The organism is Corynebacterium sp. J010B-136 (genome assembly GCF_002967075.1).
In the GTDB taxonomy this organism is placed as follows: Bacteria; Actinomycetota; Actinomycetes; order Mycobacteriales; family Mycobacteriaceae; genus Corynebacterium.
Genome location: NZ_PUGE01000003.1, coordinates 148701 through 173076, shown reverse-complemented (window position 1 = coordinate 173076; position 24376 = coordinate 148701). Strand labels below are relative to the sequence as shown.

Here is a 24376-nt window from a genome sequence, read left to right as displayed (position 1 = left end):
CCCGCTAAATGAAACTATTCGCGTTGGGGTTCGGCTCGGTTCTTATCCAGGTTTTGGAAGAAGGAATCCGTAATCGCCACCGAAGTCTCAGAGCCGCCGCCGAGAACAACCAGGGTCGCAAATGCAATATCGTCATCGGAGCGGAAACCTGTAAACCACGCATGTGAGCCATTATTGATTTCGGCCTCACCCGTCTTGCCGAATATTTCCCCCAATGCCTGCATGCCCGCAGCTGTACCGGAAGTCACCGTTTGCCGCATCATCGCGCGTAACTCATTAATCACGTGCTCTGAGGGTGGCTCAACGGTTTCCGAAACCTTGGTCTCCTCAGTCGACACCAACGTCGGAACAGGGGTGCGGCCATTCGCTACCGTCGCAGATACCAGAGCCATGCCAAAGGGCGATGCGAGATCGTAGCCCTGGCCATAGCCAGCCTCGGTGCGCTCCAGTGGAGTCTCCCCTTCTGGCACGCTGCCGGTCATCGTGGTCAGCCCTGGAATCTCATAATCGATACCCAGCCCAAACTGCTTACCTTCTTCAGCCAACTCGCCCGGCTCTAATTTCGTAGACATATCGGCAAAGGTGGTGTTGCAAGAACTCGCAAAAGCATCGATAAGCGGCACATCGCCTTTAGAAAAAGCGTTGTAGTTCGTCACGATGCGCCCATAGATATCCATCGTTCCCGGGCACGGAACAATCGAACCGCTGTTTAGCCCTTGCTTGTCGACGCCCGCTGCTGCCGTAATAATCTTAAACACCGATCCCGGCGGATACTGCCCGCTCAACGCGACGTCGCCATCGCGGTCCGCTGCTTCAGTCTGCGCAACAGCCAAGATTTCGCCTGACGATGGCCTAATAGCCACCATCATCGTTTGCGAATCCGCGCGCAAATTCACGGCCTCTTCGGCAGCCCGTTGTACGTCGTAGTCAATGCTCACGCGCACAGCTGGCGAGGGGTCAGGCGCATGCTCAAGAACTCGAGTAAAGGACGCGCCTTCATCATTGACGACATCCACGGACCAGCCGTTGGTGCCATTGACGTCGTCAGAGACCAAGTTGGATACTCGCGACATTAAATCCCGCGCGAAGCCTTCATCGCGCAATACCAGCGCTGGTTCTTCATTGATACGCACCTGCCGGTCATCGGTAAAACGCGCTTGAAGCTTCTTACCAACGTTTTCATCATAAAGTCCGACAGAGAAGTTGCCGTCGACTTCGCGCATCTGGCCGGCAAGTCCATCGGCATCGGGAGCTTTCCCGCCTGCTTCGGCAATCGCGCCGGCAATCTTGCCTGCAAACGCGCGCACACTTTCCACCTGGCTCATATCCGCCACAACGCGGTATTGCAGCCCTGGGCGCATTAATTCCACGCCATCGGAGCTAATTACGCTCGCACGCTCAGCGGGAATAGACCGCAATTCCAAATGCTGATTGGCGCCCAATTGCGGGTGCACCAAACTAGGTTGCCAACGCCCCGTCCATTCTTCATTGGCCTTTGTTAACACCATGGAGGTGTCATAGGACAATTCCCGATCACGGGGCAGATCCCAGGTGATGGTGTAATTGGCTGTCGCCCGGGATTCATCTTGGTCAATCCCATGGAGTTCGACATTGACGCTTTCTGCTTGCAGACCTTCATAGGTCGACGAGAAGACATCATCTACTTCGGCGGATTTATCAAAGTATTCGCCTAAAGGTTCACCGGACTCCATCGCTTCAATGATGGAGTCAACGGTGGGGTCAGCAGTAACCGGTTTAGGGGTACACGCTACGACTGTGCCCGCAGCAAATGTTACTGCGCACAGCAGCGATACCGACCTTTTCATGAGACAGAATCCTAGCAGCGAGGTCACAATTTTTGCTGACCAACACAACTATTTTCTAGCGAGTTACGCGAACTTGCGCTTTCGTGCCTTCGACAGCTTCGAGGCCTTGTTCTTCAGCAATGCGCATCGCTTCTTCGATAAGGGTTTCCACGATCTTCGCCTCAGGAACGGTCTTAATAACTTCGCCCTTGACGAAGATTTGCCCCTTGCCATTGCCCGAAGCAACGCCCAAGTCAGCATCACGAGCTTCACCTGGACCGTTAACAACACAGCCCATCACGGCAACGCGCAGTGGGAATTCCATGCCGTCGAGACCAGCGGTGACTTCCTCAGCCAACTTATACACGTCCACCTGTGCACGACCACAGGATGGGCAAGAGACAATTTCCAGCTTGCGTGGACGCAGGTTCAGCGACTGCAGAATCTGGTCACCAACCTTGATTTCCTCAACCGGGTCAGCAGACAGTGAGACGCGAATGGTGTCGCCAATGCCCTGAGAAAGCAGCGCGCCGAAAGCGACAGAGGACTTAATGGTGCCCATAAACTTCGGGCCCGCCTCAGTCACTCCCAAGTGCAGTGGATAATCAGTCTGCTCTGCGAGCTGACGGTACGCTTCCACCATCAACACAGGATCTGAGTGCTTCACAGAAATAGCAATATCGCCATAACCGTATTCTTCGAACAGGCCTGCTTCCCAGATTGCCGACTCAACCAGAGCCTCTGGGGTTGCCTTGCCGTATTTTTCCAAAAGACGCTTATCCAAAGAGCCGCCATTAACACCGATACGAATTGGAATTCCCGCATCGCCAGCAGCCTTAGCAACTTCCTTCACGCGGCCATCAAATTCCTTAATGTTGCCAGGGTTCACGCGAACCGCGGCGCAGCCAGCATCGATCGCAGAGAAGATGTACTTCGGCTGGAAGTGAATATCTGCAATAACAGGAATTGGGGACTTCTTAGCAATCGCCGGCAGTGCTTCTGCATCAACAGTCTTCGGGCAAGCTACCCGCACCATGTCGCAACCTGCAGTTGCTAACTGAGCAATCTGCTGCAGGGTGGAGTTAACATCGTGTGTCTTCGTAGTAGTCATTGACTGAACGGAGATTGGATGGTCAGACCCCACACCGACATCCCCAACGAAAAGCTGACGAGTCTTCCGACGCTCAGCCAAAGTCGGTGGAGGCCCCTCTGGGATACCTAGACCAATAGTCATTTACGCTCCTTGTTTTCATGGGGTTTGATTCCCCTACTTTAGCACCGGTTTCTAGCCGAGCAATTTAATGGGATTGACAAAGTCAGCCACGATGATTACCGCGGCGACTGACATCAAAGCTGCAGCAATTACGTAGGTTACTGGCATTAATTTTGTATAGTCCGCGGGGCCAGCTGGAGCCTTGCTTTGAATTTTCCGGAAGAAATCCCGAATTTTTTCATAAATAACTACCGCGATATGACCTCCATCAAATGGCGGCAGCGGTATGAGATTAAACAGAGCGAGGAAGTAATTCAGCGATGCGAGCATCATAAAGAATGCCGCCCACAGATTCGCTTCAACTAATTCACCGCCGACGCGCGATGCACCAACCACCGACATGGGGCCTTCTACATCGCGTTCGGCACCGAAAATCGATGCGACCACGCCAGGAATCTTCGATGGGAACTCCGCAATCCCGTGCACCGTGGCATTGAGCATGTACATGGAATAGTTCCAGGTCGCAGGAAATGCGCCGATAAAGCCATGCTTTTCGATGATATCCAGAGGTTTCTGAGCCAAACCAATGGCGCCAGCTTCTACCATTTCTCCGCCAACAATGCGCTGGACAGAGTCCAAAGTTACTGGAAGCTCAAGGACTTGCGCACCTCGCTCCACTCCGATTGTGACTGTTTCGCCTGGGCGCACCAGAACTTCTTCGCGCAGCTGCTCAAAGGTGGCAACTTCGTGACCATTAAGGGTCAGGATTCTATCGCCGACTTCAATGCCGGCTGCTTCCCCGGCGCCGAGACCGGAGCACTCACCAAGCTCGCCGTTGTCCAATTGATCCGCTGAACACGTCACCTCATCAACTACGGGACGCACATCCGCATTGGGATTGGCTAAACCGGCAGTTTGCGCAACCACAAACAGAATCAGGAAGCCCAGAATCAGGTTGACTGCCACACCGCCTGAGAGCACGATAATGCGCTGCCACCACGGCTTTTTATACATGACATAAGGACGTTCTTCTTCAGTGATGAAGTCATCCTGCGCGGTCATGCCCGCGATATCGCAAAATCCGCCAAGCGGTAATGCCGCAACACCGTACTCGGTCTTATTCTTTTTGAAACTCCACAGAGTCGGCCCGAAGCCGATGAAGAATCGGCGCACACGCATGCCAAATGCTCGCGCTGTAAGCATGTGGCCTGCCTCGTGCAATGCAACCGTGAGACAGATACCGAGGGCAAAGAGCACGATGCCCAAGAGATTCGTCATGAAAACCTTCTACTTAAATTGTTTAGCGAGATGACCAAGCGGACAGCACGTCGTGCGCACGCTTTCGTGCTTCAGCTTCGACCTCAAGCACATCCTCGACGCTTGAGGGTACACCAGCAAACGCGGAGGCAGAATCCACAACTTCTGTAACACAATCAACGATCTGCGGGAACTTAATCTTCCCAGCTAAAAACGCAGCCGCGGCTTCTTCATTCACTGCGTTATAAACCGCGGGCAAAGACCCCTTCCCTGCAACCTCGGCTGCAAGGTCAACCGCAGAAAATGCTTCACCGACCGGCTCAAACTGCCATTGGAAGGACTGCGTAAAATCCAAGGCCGGCTGCGCATCAGGAACACGATGTGGCCAATCCAACGCCATCGAAATTGGCAGCTTCATCGAAGGCGGTGAGGCCTGCGCAATCGTCGAGCCATCCACAAACGTTGCCATCGAGTGGATGATGGACTGTGGGTGCACGGTGACATCAATGAGCGAAGCATCAACATCGAAAAGCAAAGTGGCTTCAATGAGCTCAAGGCCCTTATTTACCAAAGTTGCCGAGTTCAACGTATTCATCTGCCCCATTGACCACGTCGGGTGCGCGGCGGCCTGCTGCGGAGTAACCTCCCACATCTGCTCGCGCGTCCAACCCCGAAATGGCCCACCAGAGGCAGTCAGCACCAATCGCGCCAACTCCCCGCGCTCCCCAGAACGCAAACACTGCGCCATCGCCGAATGCTCCGAGTCAACCGGAATCAACTGCCCCGGCTTGACCTTATCCATCACGATAGCCCCACCCGCCACCAGCGATTCCTTATTGGCCAGCGCAAGAATCTCCCCAGCTTCAATAGTTGCCAGCGTCGATTCCAAGCCCATGGAGCCCACCAGCGCATTGAGCACGGTATCCGCCTCAATCTCGCGAACCAACTTTGCTGCCGAATCAACGACTGTTCCGCCGAGCTCCTGTGCGACCTTCTCCGCAGCTTGTGGGTTAGCCACCGCGACCTGATGCGCAGAAAGCTTAAATGCTCGCGCCTGCTTCACCACCAAAGCAGGGTCAGAACCACCCGCTGCAATGCCTACGACCTCGAATTTATCGGGATTGGCGCTAATTACTTCAAGCGCTTGCGTTCCAATGGAGCCAGTTGAGCCAAGAATCAAAATACGTTTCACTCACCCCACCTTAGTCAATCTTAAGAATTATTCGGGGGTGGATTATCACAACTACATGGTTGATGGACTAAGGTTAGGATGAGAATTGTGGCTTTGACAGAACTAAGGAGAGCACGTGTCTTCTCACAACAAGGCGCCAGAGGTATACGACGGCGTGTCTACCATTGACGTCCCTTCTGCTGGCTTCGGCTGGTCCCGCACCCCACGCACGGGTACCCAGATCGCTGGTTGGGTAACAGTACTTACCCTGCTGGGCTTTAACTTCGGTAACCACACCGGTCACGTTGAAACCATCTGGCTCTTCACTCTGGCTGCCCTTGTCGCTATTGGCTTGCTCATTCACGCATTCCAGCCGAAGCTCTCCCAAGTACGCACCCTGACCGGCCACAACAAGCCTGAAGGCCACGTAGAGCCAGATTGGACCTACGACCAGAAGACTTTGAGCGGCGACTACGCAACGCTTTCCGATGCCGAGCTCGTAGCAATGAACATCGAGCCATCACGCGTTCAGCACTTGCGCGAAACGCCAAAGCAAGCGCTGCAGAAATAACTAGCGCCGCTTTAACCGCTTCTTCGGAAGCGGTTTTTTCTTTGCCCACTTGAGTGAACATATATTCGAAAGAATTCCATCCAAGCTATTGCTTTAGTCTGGGCCGTCGCTATAATAGCCATTAGATTACATGTTCGAATACTTTAGGAACTGCGAATAATCTAATGACTAACACCGCAACGCTCAATGTAATTGACTGGGATGTACTTGGTTGCACCCTTAGACCTGAACCGTTAAACGAACAAGCTTATTACTCCATCAACAACACCAATGACCCAGTTGCTGTCCAGGGCATGATCCGCCGGTGCGTGGACCTAAATATCTGGATGCAACAGATCCCCGACGAAGATGATGATTTCGAACTCTATGCCCGCCGGATGTCATCAACATTCGGCGTCACCATAGGCTACGTACGTGCCGCGGTATTTGGCCTCGTGCGTTTGGCAGAGCTGCCCGTGACTTCTGCGGTCTTTTATCGGCTGGTTCACCTGGATATCGACCGGCTCATCGGTATCAACAACACGCTGGACAAGCTAGGGCCTTCTCCAGATGCAGCGATGATGCAACGCATCGATGAGAAATTAGCAGAGTATCTCACCCCAACCCGACGCAATCAACGCATGCCATCGCGTCGTTCCATTATTAATTTCCTCAATGAGCTCATTGCTCTTGAGGATTCTTCTTTACCCAATGTCAAAGCCAAAGCGCGCCTGCGTTATAACATCAATTACTCCGGGAAGCAGGCATTCATTGAGCTGCAAACCGGTGCTGAAGCTGGCGCAGTGATTGACGAATGCATCAAGGAACTGGCGAAGCGCAAAGGCATATCTCACGCTAAAGCTGCAATTGAATTGCTCACCGGTGAAGAAAAGCCGCAGGCAAAACTGATCTTAAATTTGTACCAACACAAGACTGAATCCGCACCGGTGTTTATTCCGGGGATCGGTTGGCTCGACCCAGATGACGCCGAGGAGATGCTCGAAAGACTCTCCAGCACCAGAGACATGGATGACGCTAGCACCGCTGAAACCGAGGCCTACTCTCCCACCGATGCCATTCGTGCCGCGGTGGTGGGCTTGGACGGCACCTGCCGCTGGCCCGGCTGCGATGTCTCTGCGCACAAGTCCCAGACTGACCATCGACACAATCACAGCGAAGGCGGCCCGACTTCTGCTTGGAATATCGCGAGTCTATGCCAGCACCACCACAACGTGAAGACCGACCGTCGTGCCTTTTACATCATGGATCCCTTTACCCGCGAGATCTATTGGCTTTTTAGTGACGGTTCGTGGGAAACCAGCTTGCCGAGCGGCCCCATGTCTGAAGGCAAGGCGCGGTGGGCACAAACAGTGGCACAAGCCAATGCGTCTCGCCGACGCAACGCCCGTGCCTTCGCGCAGATGCTGGCCGAAGTCGATGACGTTGCCGAGAAAATCGCGGAGGAAGTTCTTCAGGAGTTCGACGATGAAGAACCTCCCTTTTAATTGACCCAGGAGCCTGCTTTCGCATAAACCTTCGGCATTCGCGAGGCCGCATTCTTGGTCACCACAGCGATAACGCCACCGTAAATTGCAGCTGGAATGATCAGCGCGATAGCAATGCCCAAAACTTGATATCCGAGGAAGAACAACACCACACCAGGTGCAACGGGAATCCAGCCTAAGAACATAAGCGCAAAGACTGCGATAAAGGCGGCACCCGAATAGCCGGACTTGTCTGCCCATGGACTAGTTCCGGGAGGTGCAACCGGATAAGGGTTGAATGCAGTAAGGAGTAACGAAAGTGCAGCTGAGACCATCAGCACGCCGATACTGACGAAACAGACCATCATGGTGACGCTCGTGATTCCGTGAATCACCAGAATGATGATCGCAAAAACTACGGTGACCAAGGCAGAAAGGCTCATGTGTGCCCAGTGCCGCGCGAGTAGAAGGCGCGAGGTTGGCACTGGCGCAACCATCTTTACCCACATTGCCGGCCCGTCGTAGCCGAAGTCATTAACAGCAATGGAGCCCGCAAGTAGCGCACTCATGACCACTGCGACGTAGGAAATCTCCGGAATTCCCTGCGCTGTTGATTGCACCATCAAAACAATAACCACAATCGGAAGGACCAACACTGACAGCAGAAGTCGATTATCACGGAATACGTAGCGCAGACTGCGCGCAAATTCGATACCAGCTGGTGTATGTGGCACAAACGGCAATGTTAAATCTGACTTGTCGTGGTCTTTGACGCGCGCAGGTGCTTCCTCGATATCGCGCCACCATAGCCACACCCCCAGCGCCAGGGTTGCAACAGCAATGAGCAGCTTGGCGATGCTCCCTGTGGCCCACCCAGTGGCCGCCGCAAATGGGGTCCATGCTGCAATCTCGCCTACCTCATCGAGAGGGAGGTCCATCGCTGCGGAGTTGGTGATGTTGACGGCGAAAAATATTACGGCGATAACTCCGATACCGCCGATAAGGCCAAGAACTTCCTTACGTGATTTGCCGATCTTCGCGATGACATCCATGTACACAATCGTGGTGGCTGCTGCGATAACAGAGCCAATGATAAACATTATGCCCTGGACAAGAGGAAGCTGAGTAAAGGCGAAGCCCGCCCAAATAATGGTGAAAAATATCGTCAGCATCGCGCGCGAGGTCCACAAAGAAGAAAGCGCCATCGCGGGCTTTAAGTTGTCTATCGGAAGCGTACGGAAAGTTTCCTGCGTGATTTGTTGCTCATTGGCAGGCATCGCCATCGCCAAAATCAACATCGCGGCCATGCCGAAGGCAACGGGTGCATGTAGCGCCTCAGGAGAGTTGACTTCGAAAGCCATAGACAAGACGCTAAGAAGTCCGTAGCCCAAGATCATGCCGCCTGCGACGAGCACCGTCGGGTTGGATTTGATGGTGCGCCACCACAGCGTGCGGTGGAGTCTAAATAGAGTGGAGGTCATTAGTTCCCCCGCAGCCAAGTAAAGGTTGAATCGTCGAATTCGGCACCGCCGGCGTACTCGACGAAGACATCGGTAAGCGATTTGCCCTGGCGTACCTCATCAAGCTGGCCATCTACTGCGACTTGCCCATTGTTGATGAGAGCTACGTGGTCACACAGCCCTTCAACCAGCTCCATGACGTGGGAGGAAAGGACGACGGTTCCGCCGCGTGCTGCATAGCTGCGCAAAAGCTGCTGCACCATGCGAGAAGAAACTGGGTCGACCGCTTCAAGAGGTTCGTCGAGGATGAGGACTTCCGGATCATGCAAAATTGCGCCGGCAAGCAGAATTTTCTTAGTCATACCGGCGGAATAGTCCCCGATGTATTTCGTCGCGGCATCGGCAAGCCCAAGCGCTGAAAGTAATTCCCTGCTGCGTTCTTGGACTTCTTCCTCGGCCATGCTGCGCAGTGCGCCAAGGTATTGCAGGTATTCGGCACCAGAGAGTTTTTCAAAGACCGGCGCCCCATCCATTAAAAGGCCCATAGCCTTCTTGGACTCTAAGGTTCCGGTTTCATGTCCTGCGATCCACGCGGTACCTGCATCGGGCTTAGTAATTCCACAGACCATGGTTAAGGTCGTGGTTTTACCTGCTCCATTCGGACCGACAATGCCATAAATTGAGCCATAAGGAATGCTCAAATTGAGATTGTCTACAGCGATCTTGTCGCCGTATTTCTTGCTGAGGCCTTCGATCCGAAGTGCGTCCATTATTGCCTTTCTTCAGCGGCGAGCTGTCCACACGCTGCGGCAATCTCCTGTCCCTTAGTGTCGCGGACGGTGCATGGCACACCTTGAGCAATTACCCTGCGAACAAACTCTTCCTGACGATCTTTTGGTGAAGCGTCCCACTCGGACCCAGGAGTTGGGTTCAGCGGAATCAAGTTGACGTGGACTTTCGAGCCTAGTGCCTTGTGCAACTTTTCGCCAAGCATATCTGCGCGGAAATCCTGATCGTTTTTGTCGCGGATGAGCGCATACTCGATGGAGACACGACGCGAAGTCTTATCAACGTAGTAGCGGGCCGCATCCAGAATCTCTTCAACATCCCAGCGCTGGTTTACCGGAACGAGCTCGTTACGGAACTCATCGTCAGGCGTGTGCAGGGAAATCGCGAGGGTGCAGGACAGGCCTTCATCGGCAAGCTTGCGAACTGCTGGTGCCAGGCCAACCGTGGAGATGGTGATGTTGCGCATCGACATCCCAAATCCATCAGGGTCAGTAAATTGCTTCACAGCATGCACAACGCGCTTGTAGTTAGCCAGCGGCTCGCCCATGCCCATGAACACGACATTGCTCAAACGGCTGCCTTCAGCTTCCATGGTCTTCGACGCATTGCGGAGCTGCTCGACGATCTCTGCGGTAGAGAGGTTGCGATCCAGGCCACCCTGCCCGGTTGCGCAGAAAGGACACGCCATGCCACAGCCAGCCTGGGAAGAGATACACAGCGTTGCGCGACCAGGGTAACGCATGAGTACGGATTCCAGCAGGGTGCCATCATGTAGACGCCACAGGGACTTGGTGGTCTCTCCGTCGTCGGTAGAAAAGCCGCGGATCTGGGTCATCAGCGGTGGGAAGAATTTCTCCTGGATGTCCTTGCGCGCGGACTCTGGGATATCGGTCATCTCTTCCACATCCACGGTGTGGTGGACGTAGTAGTGCTTAGCCAACTGCTTAGCACGGAACTTTGGCAGACCCAGCTCAGCTAGGATTTCAATGCGCTCTGCCTGGGTGTAGTCAGCGAAGTGCTTCGGAGGAAGCCCGCGACGGGGTTTTGTAAAATTTAATTCAATTGGTTGCGCCATATCCGACATCTTCGCATGATTTAGCCTATTTCTCCCAATTTTGGGCGGGTTGAGTGGGCAAAACCGATTTCAGGCGATTTAATGAGGAGTATGACTACACCTAATGAAGAATTCGAATACACCGAAATTGAACCTACAACTGAGGAAACAGCCCCTGTAGAAGCAACCTCGGTAGAGCCAACCCCCGCGCAGCCTACTAAGGTCAAAGGTTCTGTTGCGGCATCTACATGGATTGCGCTGATTATCGGTTTCCTGCTTTTGATTTTGTTGATTGTGTTTATTCTGCAAAATCAGCAGTCGGTAGAGCTAAACATCTTCGCATGGTCCGGAGCATTCCCCGCTGGAATCGCATTCTTGCTTTTTGCTATTGGCGGAGCATTATTTATGGCTCTTATTGGCGGCTGGCGCATGCTGGAGCTGCGCCGCCAAATCAAACGCCTAGGAAAGAAATAGCCACCCAGGTAACCATCGCGGCTGGCAACATGCCATCGAGGCGGTCCATCAGACCGCCGTGGCCAGGCAAGATATTCGACATATCTTTAATGCCCAGTTCGCGTTTGAATTGAGACTCCACTAAATCTCCGAGGCTCGCGCACACCACCAGGCCAAGGCCCATGATCGCGCCAACCCAGGCTTCGCGTTCCAGCAAGAAGTGAATGCTGAGCGCACCGGTAACCATGCCAAATACAATAGAGCCGGCGAAACCTTCCCAGGATTTCTTCGGACTAACCGCTGGTGCCATCGGGTGCGAACCAAACATAACACCGGTGATATAGCCACCGGTATCAGATGCGACGACGCAGAGCATAAACACCAAGATGGTCGCAGCACCCTGCGACGTGGCAGATAACATCGCCGCAAAAGAGCCAAACATCGGAATCCAGGTCAGCACAAAGACGCCGACTGACATATCCCGCAGGTAGTTGATCGGCGGACGATGCCTACCGTTGTGAAAGAGCCGGCCAAACATCAGCGCTAAGACTGAAATGACGTAGACCGCCATGAGACCTTTAGTTTCCAAAGGCCAAGAGCTCCACACCATTGCCTGACCGCCGAGGATCATCAATGTGCGTGGAAGGTGATAAGAGTGCTCACGCAGGCGTGTCAGCACTTCCCACATGGCAACTGCTACTGCTGCCGCCACGACGATGTACCAGGCTAGCTGGCCAGCCCACATCGCAAAGATTACGAGTGCACCTAACCCAATACCAACGCCAATAGCCACCGGAAGATTGCGCCCGGCACTATTTTTCGGTTTTGGCACAGTTTTCATCGTCGCCCTTCGTCCATATGAAAAGTGCTGCCGCTTCAACGGCAGCACCTGGGAAAAGAATCTTAAGGAAGATTAAACTTCCATCAACTCAGCTTCCTTATTGGCAACGAGCTTATCCACCTGCTCGATGTAGTTATGGGTAATCTTTTCCATTTCCTTTTCAGCTGCAGCGATTTCGTCCTCGCCAGCGTCGCCATCTTTTTGCAGCTTCTTAAGCTGTTCCATGGCCTTACGACGAATATTGCGGATAGCAATCTTGCCGTCTTCGCCCTTGGACTTCGCAACCTTGACCAGGTCACGACGACGCTCTTCAGTTAGCTGTGGAATGGTAACCCGCAGAACCTGACCATCATTGGTTGGGTTAACACCAAGGTCGGAGTTACGAATGGCGTTTTCGATTTCGCCCATCATGGACTGCTCATAAGGCTTGATAAGCAGCATGCGTGGCTCTGGAACGCTGATGGAAGACATCTGCGTGATTGGAGTTGGAACACCGTAGTATTCGGCAACGACACCGTTGAACATAGACGGGTTAGCACGTCCGGTGCGGATAGTCACCAGTTCTTCACGGGTGTGCTCCACCGAGTTGGCCATGCGCTCTTCTGATTCCAGCTGAATTTCATCAATCATGATGTGATCTCCTTATTAATTCGAATTCAATTTAGCAGACTAAGACTGAACCAAGGTACCGATACGCTCACCGTTGACGGCGCGGGCAATATTGCCCTCGGTCAATAGGTTGAATACGAGAATCGGCATATTGTTATCCATGCACAGGCTAAATGCGGTAGCGTCTGCAACTTTCAGGCCGCGTTCGATGACCTCACGTGGAGTAATTTCATCATAGAGCTCTGCATCTGGGTTAGAACGTGGATCGTCGGAATAGACGCCATCGACGCCCTTGGCAAGGAATAGAACCTCACAACCAATTTCCAATGCACGCTGAGCAGCAGTGGTGTCGGTGGAGAAATATGGCATACCCATGCCGGCGCCGAAGATAACAACGCGGCCCTTTTCCAAGTGGCGCACAGCGCGCAGCGGTAGATATGGCTCAGCAACCTGCGCCATGTTGATGGAGGTCTGCACGCGGCAGTCAACGTCCAGCTGGCCCAGGAAGTCCTGCAAAGCCAAGCAGTTCATGACCGTGCCGAGCATGCCCATGTAGTCAGAACGGGCACGATCCATGCCACGCTGGGAAAGTTCTGCACCACGGAAGAAGTTACCGCCGCCGATGACCACTGCCACCTCGGTGCCGGAACGAGCAATTTCTGCGATCTGACGAGCTACATTTTCTACTACATCCGGATCAATGCCGACTTGCCCACCGCCGAACATTTCACCGCCTAGTTTTAACATCACGCGCTTATAGGCTGTACGACGGCTTTCAGTGGTCACGGGATACGTCTCCTTGATGGTGATTTCGAGTCTGTTCTATCTTACATTAGGCACACAAAAACCCGGCCAGGCATCTGGCCGGGTTTTCACATCAACTTAAAACTTAAGCGCCAACCTCGTAGCGGACAAAGCCGGTGATGGTGGTGCCAGCTTCTTCAGCAACCTGCTTCACGGTCTTCTTGGAGTCAGACAATGCAGCCTGCTCCAGAAGAACGATGGACTTGTAGAAGCCATTCAGGCGGCCTTCAACAATCTTAGGCAGTGCAGCTTCAGGCTTGCCCTCTTCGCGAGTGGTAGCCTCAGCGATTTCGCGCTCCTTCTCCACGATCTCAGCTGGAACATCTTCGCGGGTCAGGTACTCTGCCTTCATCGCAGCAACCTGCATTGCAACCGCACGAGCTGCATCTGCGTCGCCTTCGTAGGAAACCAGAACGCCAACTGCTGGTGGCAGGTCAGCGGAACGCTGGTGCAGGTAAACAGCAACGTTGTCGCCTTCAACGGTAACTGCACGACGTGCCTGCAGCTTCTCGCCGATCTTTGCGGACTCTTCGTCAATGACGGTAGCTACGTCCTTGCCCTCAACCTGAACTGCGTTGAGCTCCTCAGTGGAGTTAGCCTTAGCAGCAGCAGCTGCTTCAACGATCTTGTCAGCGAAAGCACGGAAGTCAGCGTTCTTTGCAACGAAGTCGGTCTCACAGTTGATTTCAACCATGGTGTTACCGGAAACAGCAACGAGGCCTTCGGTAGCTTCACGGTCAGCACGCTTGGAAACGGACTTTGCGCCCTTGATGCGCAAAATTTCGACAGCCTTGTCGTAGTCGCCGCCAGCTTCTTCCAGGGCCTTCTTGCAGTCAAGCATGCCGGAGCCGGTAGCTTCGCGCAGTGCCTTTACATCAGCAGCAGTGTAGTTCGCCATAGTCGGGGCGATCCTCCTTGTTTAATCAAGCAATGTTCACAAAAATAGCGTAGCCGATTTTCATTGCATCCGTCGGCTATGTCAACAACAAGCCCCCGTCACCGTACGCGGCACGGGGGCAAGTCACATAAGCTTATTCAGCCGATGCTGGGTCGGACTCTGCCGCAGCCTCAGCTGCGTCGCGCTCGTCCTTCTCAGCGGTGTCACCAGCAGCTTCCTTAGCTGCTGCCAACTGACGCTCTTCGCGGGACTTCTTGCCCTCTTCAACAGCGGTAGCGATGATGCCGGTCAGCAACTTGGTTGCACGGATTGCGTCATCGTTGCCTGGAATTGGGAAGTTCACGTCATCTGGGTCACAGTTGGTGTCCAAGATTGCAACAACAGGGATGTTCAGCTTGTGAGCCTCAGCAACCGCGATGTGCTCCTTGTTGGTGTCAACAATCCACAGTGCGGATGGAGCCTTGGTCATCTCTGCGATGCCACCGAGAACGCGCTCCAGCTTGGTGCGCTCGCGGGTCAGCATGAGAACTTCCTTCTTGGTGCGGCCCTTGTAGCCGTCCTCAGCCTGATCCATTGCCTGAAGTTCCTTCATGCGCTTCAGACGCTTGGAGACAGTCTGGAAGTTGGTGAGCATGCCACCCAACCAACGGTGGTTGACGTAAGGCATGTCAACGCGGGTTGCCTCTTCAGCAACTGCTTCCTGAGCCTGCTTCTTGGTACCAACGAACAAGACGGTACCGCCGTGAGCAACGGTTTCCTTGACGAACTCGAATGCTTCATCGATGTAGGTCAGGGTTTGCTGCAAGTCAATGATGTAGATGCCGTTACGATCGGTGAAGATGTGACGACGCATTTTTGGGTTCCAACGACGGGTCTGGTGACCAAAGTGCACACCAGCGTCGAGGAGCTCGCGCATGGTTACAACTGCCATGTTTCGCTCGCTTTCAGTTTCGGTTTTGTACAATAATTGTGCGGTTTTGCCGCACCCTGGCTGCGAAGCTATCTCAATCAACACCCGTTAAGGGACCTTGTCGATGAGTTGTCTTCGCCGCGCGAAGTCAGCATGCTCTTGACACACTGCACGCACGAGTTTAGACAGAACCTGCCCACTTATCAAACCGGGACGAAAGTTGTCCACAATATTTTGTTGCCCCGTCATATAGTTGGCCAAGTTATCCACAATTTCGCAGTGCTTGTCGATGTTCCCCTGGCCATTTGCTCACTGCTAAATCAGGCTTAAACCATGCGAAAAATATGGTTTTTGTTTATTCCTTTTCTCCTCGCGTGGGTGGACCCCACCACCGGGGCGTCTTATGCAACTTCCGTTTTACGCCCCTATGACCCACCGGAACACAATTGGCTTCCTGGACACCGCGGCGTGGATCTTCGTTTGAGCGTTGGCGATGAGGTGCTTGCGGCGGGCGATGGCACGGTCGCGTTTGCCGGCGTGGTAGCAGGAACACCTACGGTATCTATTCAACATGGCGGGATTCGCACCACCTATCAACCCGTGTACGCGTGGGTAAAGCAGGGCGAGCAGGTGGGCGAAGGAGAAGTCATCGGCAAGCTGGGGCATTCTTTTGATGGCTACCCGGGGCTGCATTGGGGCGCGCGCACCGGCGAGGACAATTACATCAATCCCCTCTCGCTGCTTACTCCGACTATCCGTCTTAAGCCCTTAAGCCGTTAAGCACGTGGATGCGCCTGGTTGAAGACTTTCTTCAGCCGCTCTGAGGTGACATGGGTATAGACCTGCGTGGTTTGCAACGAAGAGTGGCCTAGTAGTTCTTGCACTACGCGTAAATCTGCGCCGCCTTCGAGAAGGTGTGTTGCTGTCGAGTGGCGCAATGCGTGTGGAGAGACTTCGCCAGCAGCTTCCACAACCCTGCGCACTTGCCGCTGATCGATGCGCTTTCCGCGCGTGCCCACAAATAGCGCATCGGGGTCTTTGGCGAGTTCCTCCCGGCGCGCAAGCCACGCATTTAAAGCGGTGTTGGCAGCGTCGCCGAAAGGAACGATTCTTTCTTTGTTACCTTTGCCGAGAACGCGAATGGTCTGCCGCGAAGAGTCGATGTCATGCAGGTCGATGCCCGTTAGTTCGGATACGCGCATGCCGGTGGCGTACAGCAGCTCGAGCATGGCTGTATCGCGCACCAGGTGTAGCTCGTCTGCAGATTTCGCATTGTCCATCGCCGCGCTGGCTTCTTTAGGGTCTAAAACCTTCGGCAGGTGTTTGGGAACTTTCGGGCTTGAGAGCTTCGCAGCTTCATCGGTGCGCAGATAGCCCTGTTTTACCGCCCAAGTGGAAAAGGCTTTGGCCGAAGCGGTGCGCCGCGCAAGAGTCGAGCGCGCTTTGCCTTCACCAACGGCTGCGGCAAGCCACTTGCGTAGACGCGGAAGAGTAAAGCTAGAAAAGCTGTCGATGGTCTGTGCCAAATCGAGCAAGTCTGAGGTGTATCCCTTAATGGTCGCTTCAGACCTGCCGAGTACCAGGCGCTGGTGCTCGGCAAAGTCATAGATAGCTTCAACCAGTTGGGTATTACTCATGGTTTAGAAGTTTAATCCAATTTTTGCCCTCCCTCCGAATAAGCGCTTGCTTTTCCAAGATCACCAACAGGTGGACGACTAAAGGAACGCGCATGCCGGCATCGCGTGCGATGTCCTCGGCTGTGTGTCCGCTATCGATTGGAACCGCGTCATAGACTTTCAGCTCGTTGCGCGATAGTGACTGCACTGGGTTGGCGGCGAAGTCTAATTCATACTGCGCGCCGGAATCGGCTTCGCCAATCTTTCCGATGAGCTCACGGATCTCTTCCCCACTGGTGACCAGTTGCGCGCGATTTTCTTGGATTCGCTGGTGACAACCCAATGAGCCCGCGGTGGTAATCGGCCCGGGAACGGCCATGGCGACTTTGCCGAGAGCTTCCGCCCAGTTAAGAGTATTTAGCGCACCGGAGCGAAAAGCCGCTTCCACCACAACGGTGCCTGCGGTCATCGCAGCGACCAGACGATTGCGCGATAAGAAGCGGTGGCGCTGCGGTGTGGTACCCGGCGCGAATTCGCTGACCAAGGTGCCGGTCTGCGCGATGCGATGAAACAGCGGAGCATTGCGCGCAGGATAGTCATAATCAATGCCGCAAGCAGCTACCGCAATGGTCGGGGTGTGCATCTCTAGTGCCGCCGAGTGCGCGACAGTATCAACGCCTAATGCCCCACCGGAGACAATCGTCCATTGGTGTTTGGCTAAGTCAGCAACCACCTTTCTGGTTGCTTGTGTGCCATAGGGCGAAATCGCGCGCGTTCCCACCACCGCTACTGATTGCGCTGCGGTTTCTTTCAAGGGTCTGCCGCGCACCCACAAGCACACAGGCGGGATTGCTTCGCGGTCAAAAGTTGTGGGTGCATCACTATTTCCGAAGAAGCGAAAAGCTCTGTCGAAATCTGGCCACTCAGTACTTTCCGGCGTGATGAGCCGCGCTCCGATGCGCGCCAGGGTGTCTAAGTCTTCTTGTTGCCGCAGCCAATCCCGGCGCGCAGCAGATTCTCCAAGTACTGGCCCAATCCAAGATTCTTGGTGATAGATACCGTAGGCGACTTTCTCAACTGGGTGCTGGCTAAGCAATGTCGCAAGATTTCGCGATGGTGGTTCCACGACCCGGTTGATATAGACCCATGCTTGCTCAGGAGTATCGCAAAGAAACATTTTAAAATCCCTCCCCACGCAGATTGAGGGCTCGCGCGATGTGGTCGAGGTTGGGAATGTCTTCGCCTTCGAGATCGCATAAGGTCCACGCCAGTTTCAAGCACCGGTCTACCCCGCGCTGCGAGAGCTGTCCTTCTGCTAGATAAGCCCCCATCAAAGCCATCGCGGATTCATCAGCTGCACAGTGTCGCCGCAAATAGGTCGAGGGCATCGCGGCGTTGTGGGTGATATCAAGGCCATGGGATTGCCATCGTAAAGCTGCTCTATCGCGCGCTAAGGCCACGCGCTGCGCAATGGTGCTGGAGGCTTCTTCATCATCGGTATGCAGTACGGCTGCTTGGCTGGTTAACTCCAGCGCGATATCGAGGCGGTCGCGCAAGGGGCCGGAGATATTGCGCAAGTAAGTTTGCCGCACCTGTGGCCGGCACACGCATTTCGACGGGTCTTCAGCGGCACAGCGACACGGGTTCGCAGCCATAACCAGCTGGAAGCGCGCAGGATAGGTAATTTCGCGTTGCGCACGAGCAAGGCGGACTTCCCCATCTTCTAAAGGCGCACGCAGGCCATCAAGTACGGCCGCGGAGATCTCACTGGCTTCATCAAGGAAAAGCACTCCATTGTGCGCAAGGCTAACGACACCGGGACGTGGGTTGCCGCTGCCTCCTCCCAACAGAGCCGGGCGAGAAAGCGAGGCGTGCGGGGAAATGAACGGAGCATGCGCGATGATCTCTCCCATGGAACCTGCAATCGAATGAATGGCGGTTGATTCCACAGCCTGCGCGGTGCTTAACTTCGGCAGGATAGATGGAATGCGCGCGGCCAGCATCGATTTTCCAGAACCCGGAGGTCCAATCATCATGAGGTGATGCCCGCCGGCGGCGGCTACCTCGATGGCGAATTTGGCCTCGTGCTGCCCTGCGATATCGGCAAAATCTAGAGTTTGATTTCGCTGCGGGGCGGGTATGTGCTCAGGGGTTTTCAAGTGCCGGTTTCCGCGCAGCCACTCGAAGACTTCCCGCAGGTTATGTGCCACGAGCACCCGGGTGTCTTCAACGAGTTGGGCTTCACCGGCGTTTCCAGGCGGGATCACGATCGTGTGATAGCCGTGCTTTGGCGCAGCGACCATCGCAGATAAGATGCCCGGCACAGGTTTCAGGCTGCCGTCTAGACCGAGCTCGCCGAGGAAAAGCGTGGTGGCAGTCTTTTCTGCAAAAGACTCCGTGCCCCAGGTGGCATACCCATCGGCAGCTAATTGCTCATCTTGCGCCTTCATCCCCGCTAACAGAATTGCGACAGCCAGGGGCAGGTCAAAGTGCGCGCCGGATTTTGGCAGCGAGGCAGGAGATAAAGACACCACGATTTTGGTCTTTGGCCACGCCAATTGCGAGTTGATGATGGCGGTCTTGATCCGCTGGCGGGACTCGTTGATCGCTGTATCTGTTCGCCCCACCACGTGAATACCGGGAAGCCCTGCGCCAATATTCGCCTCAATATCAACGATGTGCGCGATAACGCCTTCTAAAGCAATGGTCTTGCATGACTCCAGCGCCATCTAACTCACCGCCTCGAAATGCTGAAGGTCAAATGATGAGCCATTGACGAGCAAAGCTACAACATCAAAGCGCACCTCAGATATCGGCCGGCCATTCAGCCACTGCACTGCAGCTTTGCGCATGCGAGCGATTTTGCGTCGGGTGACCGCTTCCGCCAGACCATAGTTCGCCGTAGTTCTGGTTTTAACTTCCACGAAGACGAAGACATTATTCTCGCGGACAATAAGGTCAATCTCGCCTACTGCGTAATTAACATTCGCTGCAATGACTTCTGCGCCGCGGGAGCGGTAGAAATCCGCAGCGAACTTTTCCCCGCGTTTGCCCAAGGCAGATTTTCTGGTGGTTTTATTAATCATTGAATTCTTTCTGTTTGCCATTTCTACTGGTCATAAACCAGTTTCATGGCACAGGTAGAAGAAACTCAATGATTGATGCGTCTACAAAACGCAAAACTGTGGATAACTAGTTTTACAAGCTTAGTTATCCACAGGTGCTGCTATTCAGGAAGGATATATTCCGGTTTATCCAGCTCTTCGATGTTGACGTCCTTATAGGTAATCACACGAACATAGCGCACAAAGCGCGCGGAGCGGTACATATCCCACACCCAAGCATCGGACATGCGTACTTCGTAGTAGACATCTGGGCCATTGGTGTGCGGAATCAGTTTCACGGCATTAGCGAGGTAAAAACGGCGCTCGGTTTCCACCACATAAGAAAACTGACTAACCACATCGCGATACTCGCGGTAGAGAGAAAGCTCTACTTCTGCCTCGTAGTTTTCCAGTTCTTCAGCGCTCACTATTTTTCTCCTTCGACGGTGCTTGGGTTTACTTTAGTCACTTCAAAGCGTGAATGTGCTTTCGCCACGTTGGAATAACTCATCCGATGAATCTGGGTGGCACCCAGTCTTTCAATCGCCTCGGTATGGATGGCAGTGCCATAACCTTTGTGCTTGCCCAAGCCATAGCCGGGATACTGTTCTTCCAGCTCTTCCATGATGTTGTCGCGCGAGACTTTCGCTAATACGGAGGCGGCAGCGATGCATCGAATAGCGAAATCGCCCCCGATTACCGGCAGGTATGGCGCTGTAAATCCGGAGACTTTCAGCGCATCGGTGAGGATATACCGCGGGCGAATATCCAACCGCGCAACCGCACGGCGCATCCCGGAGACATTAGCGTGCTGGATGCCGTGATAATCAATATCCGCTGGGTCAATATGCACGATGGAATAGGCCAGCGCGTGTTTTTGAATGGCTGGAAAAAGCTGCTCCCGTTGCTTTTCGGTGAGCTTCTTACTATCGGTCAAGGTGCTGAGGCTGGGAATGATCTTCTCTGGCAAAATGCATGCGGCAATAGTGATTGGCCCAGCACATGCTCCACGGCCGGCTTCATCTACTCCCGCGACAGGCCCCAATCCTGCTTTCGCAAGTGCTACCTCATAGGTGCGTTTTTGAACCAACTTGCGCATATTAAACCGTCTCGGAACCTACCGAGTGAAAGCTTGGGTAAAACACAGCGCGCACACGCCCTTTCACATGTGAGACGGGAATGGTGCCCTGTAGCTGGTCGCCTAAGTGATAACGCGAATCCAAGGAATTGGTGCGATTATCGCCCATGACAAACAGGTTTCCTTCTGGCACGGTCAGCGGGCCAAAGTACTTTCCGCCGCATTCAGCCGAGCCAACCGTGGAAGGGATTTCCATATCAGGTGGGCTTTTAATGAAAGAATCATTGGTTTTGGTGCCATTGACCATGACTCCAGGATCGCCTTCGCGGCATTGCACGGTATCGCCTTCGGTCGCGATAACGCGCTTGACCAAAATATTCTTAGTGTTCGGGCGCAGTCCCGCTGCAGCAACTAGGTTTTGCACACCGCGCACCATGACATTGTTCGAGCGGTCGACCGTAAACCCGACATTCCAGGCATCGGGGCCTTCAAAGACCACAACATCGCCCGGATTTGGGTCTGAAAAGTAGTAGCTGAGCTTTTCGACGATGATGCGGTCATTGGTGCAGCCCTCACAACCGTGCAAGGTAGGTTCCATCGAGGCCGAGGGAATGACATAGGGCCTGCCGATGAAAGCTTGAGTGCCGACCAATAGTGCGAAAGCTAAACCGATAATTAGCACAGCTTCCCACACCAGCGACCACACACTCCGGGAGGTATTATCCTTGGATTTCTGGGTCATCGACTCCACCGATGCGGCTAAATGGGTAGAAGACAAGTGCTACCTTGCCACGCACATTTTCTAAAGGAATAGTGCCTTGGTATTCATCAAAGGAATGCGCGCGGGAATCCGCTGAGTTGGTGCGGTTATCGCCCATGACAAAGACATTGTCCTCAGGCACGGTAATCGGCCCAAAGTAGGCACCACCGCAGGCATCAGAGCCGGTTTCGGAATCAACCGGGTATGTCGGTGGCTCTAAGACATAAGACTGATCAATTGCCTGTCCATCAACCATGACAGCTGGGTCGCCTTCTTGGCACTGCACGGTTTGACCACCGGTGGCAACAACGCGCTTGACCAGGTTATTTTCATTTGGCGGTGCAAGTGAAACATAGCTAAGCCCCTCTTGAATGGCGGCGAGGAAACTATTATCAGAACGCGGAGATTGCCAGCCGGCGTTCCAGGATTCGGTTCCTTCGAAGACGATCACATCACCGGGTTCAGGCTCTGAGCCGTAGTAGCTAATCTTCTCCGTCAAGATCCGGTCATTGGTGCACCCATCGCATCCGTGCAGGGTAGGTTCCATCGACGAGGATGGAATGACGTATTGCCGGCCAACAAACGCCTGGAGAAGGCCCACCACGGCCAAAACCACCACCACGATGAGAAGGGTTTCAACTATCCATGGCAACTGCTTCTTGTCGCTATCAGCGTTATTGTCTTTCACCCCGCTGATCGTAGCAGCAATTGAATTGGCCGCCGATTAGACTTCGAAACTGTGTCAGATAAACCTTCGCATTCATTTCGCACCCTGCTGTCGATGCTCGGACATCACAAAGCAGCACTTACCGGCGCGATAGTCTTTTCTATTTTGGGCTCACTGATGGGCCTTGCGCAGCCGATGTTGATTAACCAAATCATTGAAAGCATCGGCCAACCCATGGGCGCATTGCTCACCTTACTCATTGGGCTTTTGGTGTTGTCGTCGGTAGCCAGCGGCCTGGAGTGGTTCTTACTTACCCGCACTGCAGAAGCAGCGGTCTTTGCCACCCGGCGTGAGTTGGTTTCGCATTTACTCCGCTTGCCGATTATGACCTATGACAAACACCGCACCGGCGACCTTGTCACCCGCGTTGGCTCCGATACAACGTTGGTGCGCACCGCTTTTACTGGCGGTCTGGTGCAAGCTGTCTCTTCTGTGCTGACAATTGTTGGCTCTATTGCGCTGATGGCAATCATCGACGTGATGATGCTGCTCGTTGTTCTCGCTGTCATTGCGCTGACCCTGATCGCAGTGATTTTCGCCTCCCGTTTGATGCAGAAATACACCAAGCGTGCCCAAGAGGCCGTTGGTGAACTCGGCGCCGGCATGGATAAATCCTTGGTCGCCGTGCGCACGGTGCGTGCCTCACGGGCGGAAGGTCGCGTGGAAAAAGAACTCCACGCATCAGCCGATAGGGCTTATCGCGAAGGCGTAAAAATGGCCAAGGTTGGAGCTTTGCTCAACCCCGTATCCGGGCTCGCACTGCAAGGTTCCTTCCTCATCGTCTTAGGTATCGGCGGCGCGCGAGTTGCCACCGGTGATATCTCCGTCGGCGATCTTGTCTCCTTCGTGCTGTATATGTTCATGGCGTCCATGCCGCTAGGCACCATCTTTAGCGCCATTACAACTGTGCGCCAGGCCATGGGCGCGATTGATCGCATCAATGCTGTCATGGATGAGCCCCTCGAAGATGCTACTGGCACAGACGCAGTCAAGTCTTCTGCCATTACTTTCGACTCAGTGTCATTTTCTTATGACGAGAAAAAGCCAGTGCTGAACGATGTCTCCTTCACCGTCGCGCCCGGCACCAAAACCGCGCTCGTGGGACCATCAGGAGGCGGTAAATCTACAGCGCTTGCATTGATGGAACGCTTTTATGACCCCACCTCTGGCACGATTTACCTAGGCGATCAAGATATGTCGACGCTTTCTCGCGAATCAGTACGGTCCATGGTCGGATACGTCGAACAAGAAGCAGCAATCCTCGCTGGCACAGTGCGCGAAAACCTCCAGTTGGCTAATTCTTCCGCCACCGATGAGCAATGCTGGGAAGCCTTAGACCAGGTCAACCTTCGCGACCGCTTCGCCGATGCCGAGGGACTAGATACGACACTCGGAGATCGCGGCGTTTCCCTATCCGGCGGTCAACGCCAGAGACTTGCGCTCGCACGCATGCTGCTGATGGACTCTCCCATCTTGGTTCTCGATGAACCGACATCCGCCGTGGACTCCCAAAATGAGCAACTCATCCTCGACGCCATTGCCGCCGCCGGAGAGGATAAGACCGTAATCATCGTTGCCCACCGACTTTCAACGGTTACTGATGCCGATCAGATCTTGGTCATCGACGAGCACCAAATCCAAGACCGTGGCACCCACGAAGAACTATTGGAATCTTCCAAGCTTTATCAGGAGCTGGCCTCACGACAATTACTCGCCTAAAAGTGCTTCACCTCTAAAACGGTTGCAAATGTGTTTAGGTTCACATAGTTTGGGAATTACTTCCAAATGGAGAT

General features: G+C 54.0%; 25 protein-coding genes. 5 read left to right on the top strand and 20 right to left on the bottom strand.

Features of this window, described 5'->3' with window-relative positions:
- Nucleotides 1-14: 14 nt before the first annotated feature.
- From C5Y44_RS06535 to dxr, 4 genes are read right to left on the bottom strand one after another with little or no spacing between them, the layout of a single operon-like run.
- Nucleotides 15-1826, bottom strand: a complete 1812-nt coding sequence (locus C5Y44_RS06535) for a penicillin-binding transpeptidase domain-containing protein (protein ID WP_105324205.1) — start codon at nt 1824-1826, stop codon at nt 15-17.
- Nucleotides 1827-1881: 55 nt separating this feature from the next.
- Nucleotides 1882-3039 (bottom strand): flavodoxin-dependent (E)-4-hydroxy-3-methylbut-2-enyl-diphosphate synthase, encoded by a 1158-nt coding sequence (gene ispG / locus C5Y44_RS06530; protein WP_066793359.1) that lies wholly within the window; start codon nt 3037-3039, stop codon nt 1882-1884.
- Nucleotides 3040-3090: 51 nt separating this feature from the next.
- Nucleotides 3091-4296, bottom strand: coding sequence for an RIP metalloprotease (locus C5Y44_RS06525; RefSeq protein WP_105324204.1), 1206 nt, complete (start codon nt 4294-4296; stop codon nt 3091-3093).
- Between the two features lie 22 nt (nt 4297-4318).
- Entirely contained in the window at nt 4319-5467 is a 1149-nt protein-coding gene (gene dxr, locus C5Y44_RS06520; RefSeq protein ID WP_105324203.1) for a 1-deoxy-D-xylulose-5-phosphate reductoisomerase, read from the bottom strand.
- A gap of 115 nt (nt 5468-5582) precedes the next feature.
- Here dxr and C5Y44_RS06515 point away from each other — a divergent pair, with 115 nt between their 5' ends.
- Nucleotides 5583-6017, top strand: a complete 435-nt coding sequence (locus tag C5Y44_RS06515; protein ID WP_105324202.1) for a DUF2631 domain-containing protein — start codon at nt 5583-5585, stop codon at nt 6015-6017.
- Nucleotides 6018-6181: 164 nt separating this feature from the next.
- Entirely contained in the window at nt 6182-7501 is a 1320-nt protein-coding gene (locus C5Y44_RS06510; protein ID WP_105324201.1) for an HNH endonuclease, read from the top strand.
- Here the strand turns inward: C5Y44_RS06510 and C5Y44_RS06505 are convergent.
- From C5Y44_RS06505 to rlmN, 3 genes are read right to left on the bottom strand one after another with little or no spacing between them, the layout of a single operon-like run.
- A complete protein-coding gene (locus C5Y44_RS06505; RefSeq protein WP_105324200.1) occupies nt 7498-8961 on the bottom strand; it encodes an ABC transporter permease in 1464 nt (487 codons plus the stop codon). The two genes, C5Y44_RS06510 and C5Y44_RS06505, sit on opposite strands and share 4 nt — an antisense overlap.
- On the bottom strand, nt 8961-9710 hold the full coding sequence (locus tag C5Y44_RS06500; RefSeq protein ID WP_105324199.1) for an ABC transporter ATP-binding protein: 750 nt from the start codon (nt 9708-9710) through the stop codon (nt 8961-8963). Before C5Y44_RS06500 ends, C5Y44_RS06505 begins: the two co-directional genes overlap by 1 nt.
- Nucleotides 9710-10804 carry a 23S rRNA (adenine(2503)-C(2))-methyltransferase RlmN gene (gene rlmN / locus C5Y44_RS06495; RefSeq protein ID WP_066793340.1) on the bottom strand — a complete coding sequence of 365 codons (1095 nt, stop codon included), beginning with the start codon at nt 10802-10804 and terminating at the stop codon, nt 9710-9712. Before rlmN ends, C5Y44_RS06500 begins: the two co-directional genes overlap by 1 nt.
- Nucleotides 10805-10894: 90 nt before the next feature.
- Here rlmN and C5Y44_RS06490 point away from each other — a divergent pair, with 90 nt between their 5' ends.
- Nucleotides 10895-11257 (top strand): lipopolysaccharide assembly LapA domain-containing protein, encoded by a 363-nt coding sequence (locus C5Y44_RS06490; RefSeq protein ID WP_105324198.1) that lies wholly within the window; start codon nt 10895-10897, stop codon nt 11255-11257.
- Here the strand turns inward: C5Y44_RS06490 and C5Y44_RS06485 are convergent.
- The 5 genes from C5Y44_RS06485 to rpsB all read right to left on the bottom strand — a co-directional run bounded on the left by C5Y44_RS06485 (nt 11235) and on the right by rpsB (nt 15319).
- Complete coding sequence (locus C5Y44_RS06485) at nt 11235-12077, bottom strand: phosphatidate cytidylyltransferase (RefSeq protein WP_105324197.1); 843 nt, start codon at nt 12075-12077, stop codon at nt 11235-11237. The two genes, C5Y44_RS06490 and C5Y44_RS06485, sit on opposite strands and share 23 nt — an antisense overlap.
- A 72-nt stretch (nt 12078-12149) precedes the next feature.
- Complete coding sequence (gene frr / locus C5Y44_RS06480) at nt 12150-12707, bottom strand: ribosome recycling factor (RefSeq protein WP_066793331.1); 558 nt, start codon at nt 12705-12707, stop codon at nt 12150-12152.
- A gap of 39 nt (nt 12708-12746) precedes the next feature.
- Nucleotides 12747-13433 carry a UMP kinase gene (gene pyrH, locus C5Y44_RS06475; RefSeq protein ID WP_066841105.1) on the bottom strand — a complete coding sequence of 229 codons (687 nt, stop codon included), beginning with the start codon at nt 13431-13433 and terminating at the stop codon, nt 12747-12749.
- 142 nt (nt 13434-13575) lie between these two features.
- On the bottom strand, nt 13576-14388 hold the full coding sequence (gene tsf, locus C5Y44_RS06470) for a translation elongation factor Ts (RefSeq protein WP_066793329.1): 813 nt from the start codon (nt 14386-14388) through the stop codon (nt 13576-13578).
- A 133-nt stretch (nt 14389-14521) separates the two neighbouring features.
- Nucleotides 14522-15319 carry a 30S ribosomal protein S2 gene (gene rpsB, locus C5Y44_RS06465; RefSeq protein WP_066797505.1) on the bottom strand — a complete coding sequence of 266 codons (798 nt, stop codon included), beginning with the start codon at nt 15317-15319 and terminating at the stop codon, nt 14522-14524.
- 312 nt (nt 15320-15631) lie between these two features.
- Here rpsB and C5Y44_RS06460 point away from each other — a divergent pair, with 312 nt between their 5' ends.
- A complete protein-coding gene (locus C5Y44_RS06460) occupies nt 15632-16078 on the top strand; it encodes a M23 family metallopeptidase (protein WP_105324196.1) in 447 nt (148 codons plus the stop codon).
- On the opposite strand, the gene C5Y44_RS06455 is transcribed toward C5Y44_RS06460, so the two are convergent.
- From C5Y44_RS06455 to lepB (C5Y44_RS06420), 8 genes are all read right to left on the bottom strand, one after another.
- On the bottom strand, nt 16075-16935 hold the full coding sequence (locus C5Y44_RS06455) for a tyrosine recombinase XerC (protein ID WP_105324195.1): 861 nt from the start codon (nt 16933-16935) through the stop codon (nt 16075-16077). The two genes, C5Y44_RS06460 and C5Y44_RS06455, sit on opposite strands and share 4 nt — an antisense overlap.
- Nucleotides 16928-18091 carry a DNA-processing protein DprA gene (gene dprA, locus C5Y44_RS06450; RefSeq protein ID WP_105324194.1) on the bottom strand — a complete coding sequence of 388 codons (1164 nt, stop codon included), beginning with the start codon at nt 18089-18091 and terminating at the stop codon, nt 16928-16930. The genes C5Y44_RS06455 and dprA overlap by 8 nt, the downstream gene beginning before the upstream one ends.
- A gap of 1 nt (nt 18092) precedes the next feature.
- Nucleotides 18093-19643, bottom strand: coding sequence for a YifB family Mg chelatase-like AAA ATPase (locus C5Y44_RS06445; RefSeq protein ID WP_105324193.1), 1551 nt, complete (start codon nt 19641-19643; stop codon nt 18093-18095).
- Nucleotides 19644-20000: a YraN family protein gene (locus C5Y44_RS06440; protein WP_105324192.1), complete on the bottom strand. Its 357-nt coding sequence runs from the start codon at nt 19998-20000 to the stop codon at nt 19644-19646.
- A gap of 140 nt (nt 20001-20140) precedes the next feature.
- The gene (locus C5Y44_RS06435) at nt 20141-20446 is read right to left on the bottom strand and encodes a DUF2469 domain-containing protein (protein WP_003845360.1); all 306 of its coding nucleotides are present in this window, start codon (nt 20444-20446) and stop codon (nt 20141-20143) included.
- Nucleotides 20446-21117 carry a ribonuclease HII gene (locus C5Y44_RS06430; RefSeq protein ID WP_105324191.1) on the bottom strand — a complete coding sequence of 224 codons (672 nt, stop codon included), beginning with the start codon at nt 21115-21117 and terminating at the stop codon, nt 20446-20448. Before C5Y44_RS06430 ends, C5Y44_RS06435 begins: the two co-directional genes overlap by 1 nt.
- Nucleotide 21118: 1 nt before the next feature.
- Nucleotides 21119-21838: a signal peptidase I gene (gene lepB / locus C5Y44_RS06425; RefSeq protein ID WP_105324190.1), complete on the bottom strand. Its 720-nt coding sequence runs from the start codon at nt 21836-21838 to the stop codon at nt 21119-21121.
- Nucleotides 21816-22544, bottom strand: a complete 729-nt coding sequence (gene lepB, locus C5Y44_RS06420) for a signal peptidase I (protein WP_105324189.1) — start codon at nt 22542-22544, stop codon at nt 21816-21818. The genes lepB (C5Y44_RS06425) and lepB (C5Y44_RS06420) overlap by 23 nt, the downstream gene beginning before the upstream one ends.
- Nucleotides 22545-22595: 51 nt before the next feature.
- On the opposite strand from lepB (C5Y44_RS06420), the gene C5Y44_RS06415 reads away from it, so the two are divergent.
- The gene (locus C5Y44_RS06415; RefSeq protein ID WP_233189872.1) at nt 22596-24302 is read left to right on the top strand and encodes an ABC transporter ATP-binding protein; all 1707 of its coding nucleotides are present in this window, start codon (nt 22596-22598) and stop codon (nt 24300-24302) included.
- Nucleotides 24303-24376: the final 74 nt, after the last annotated feature.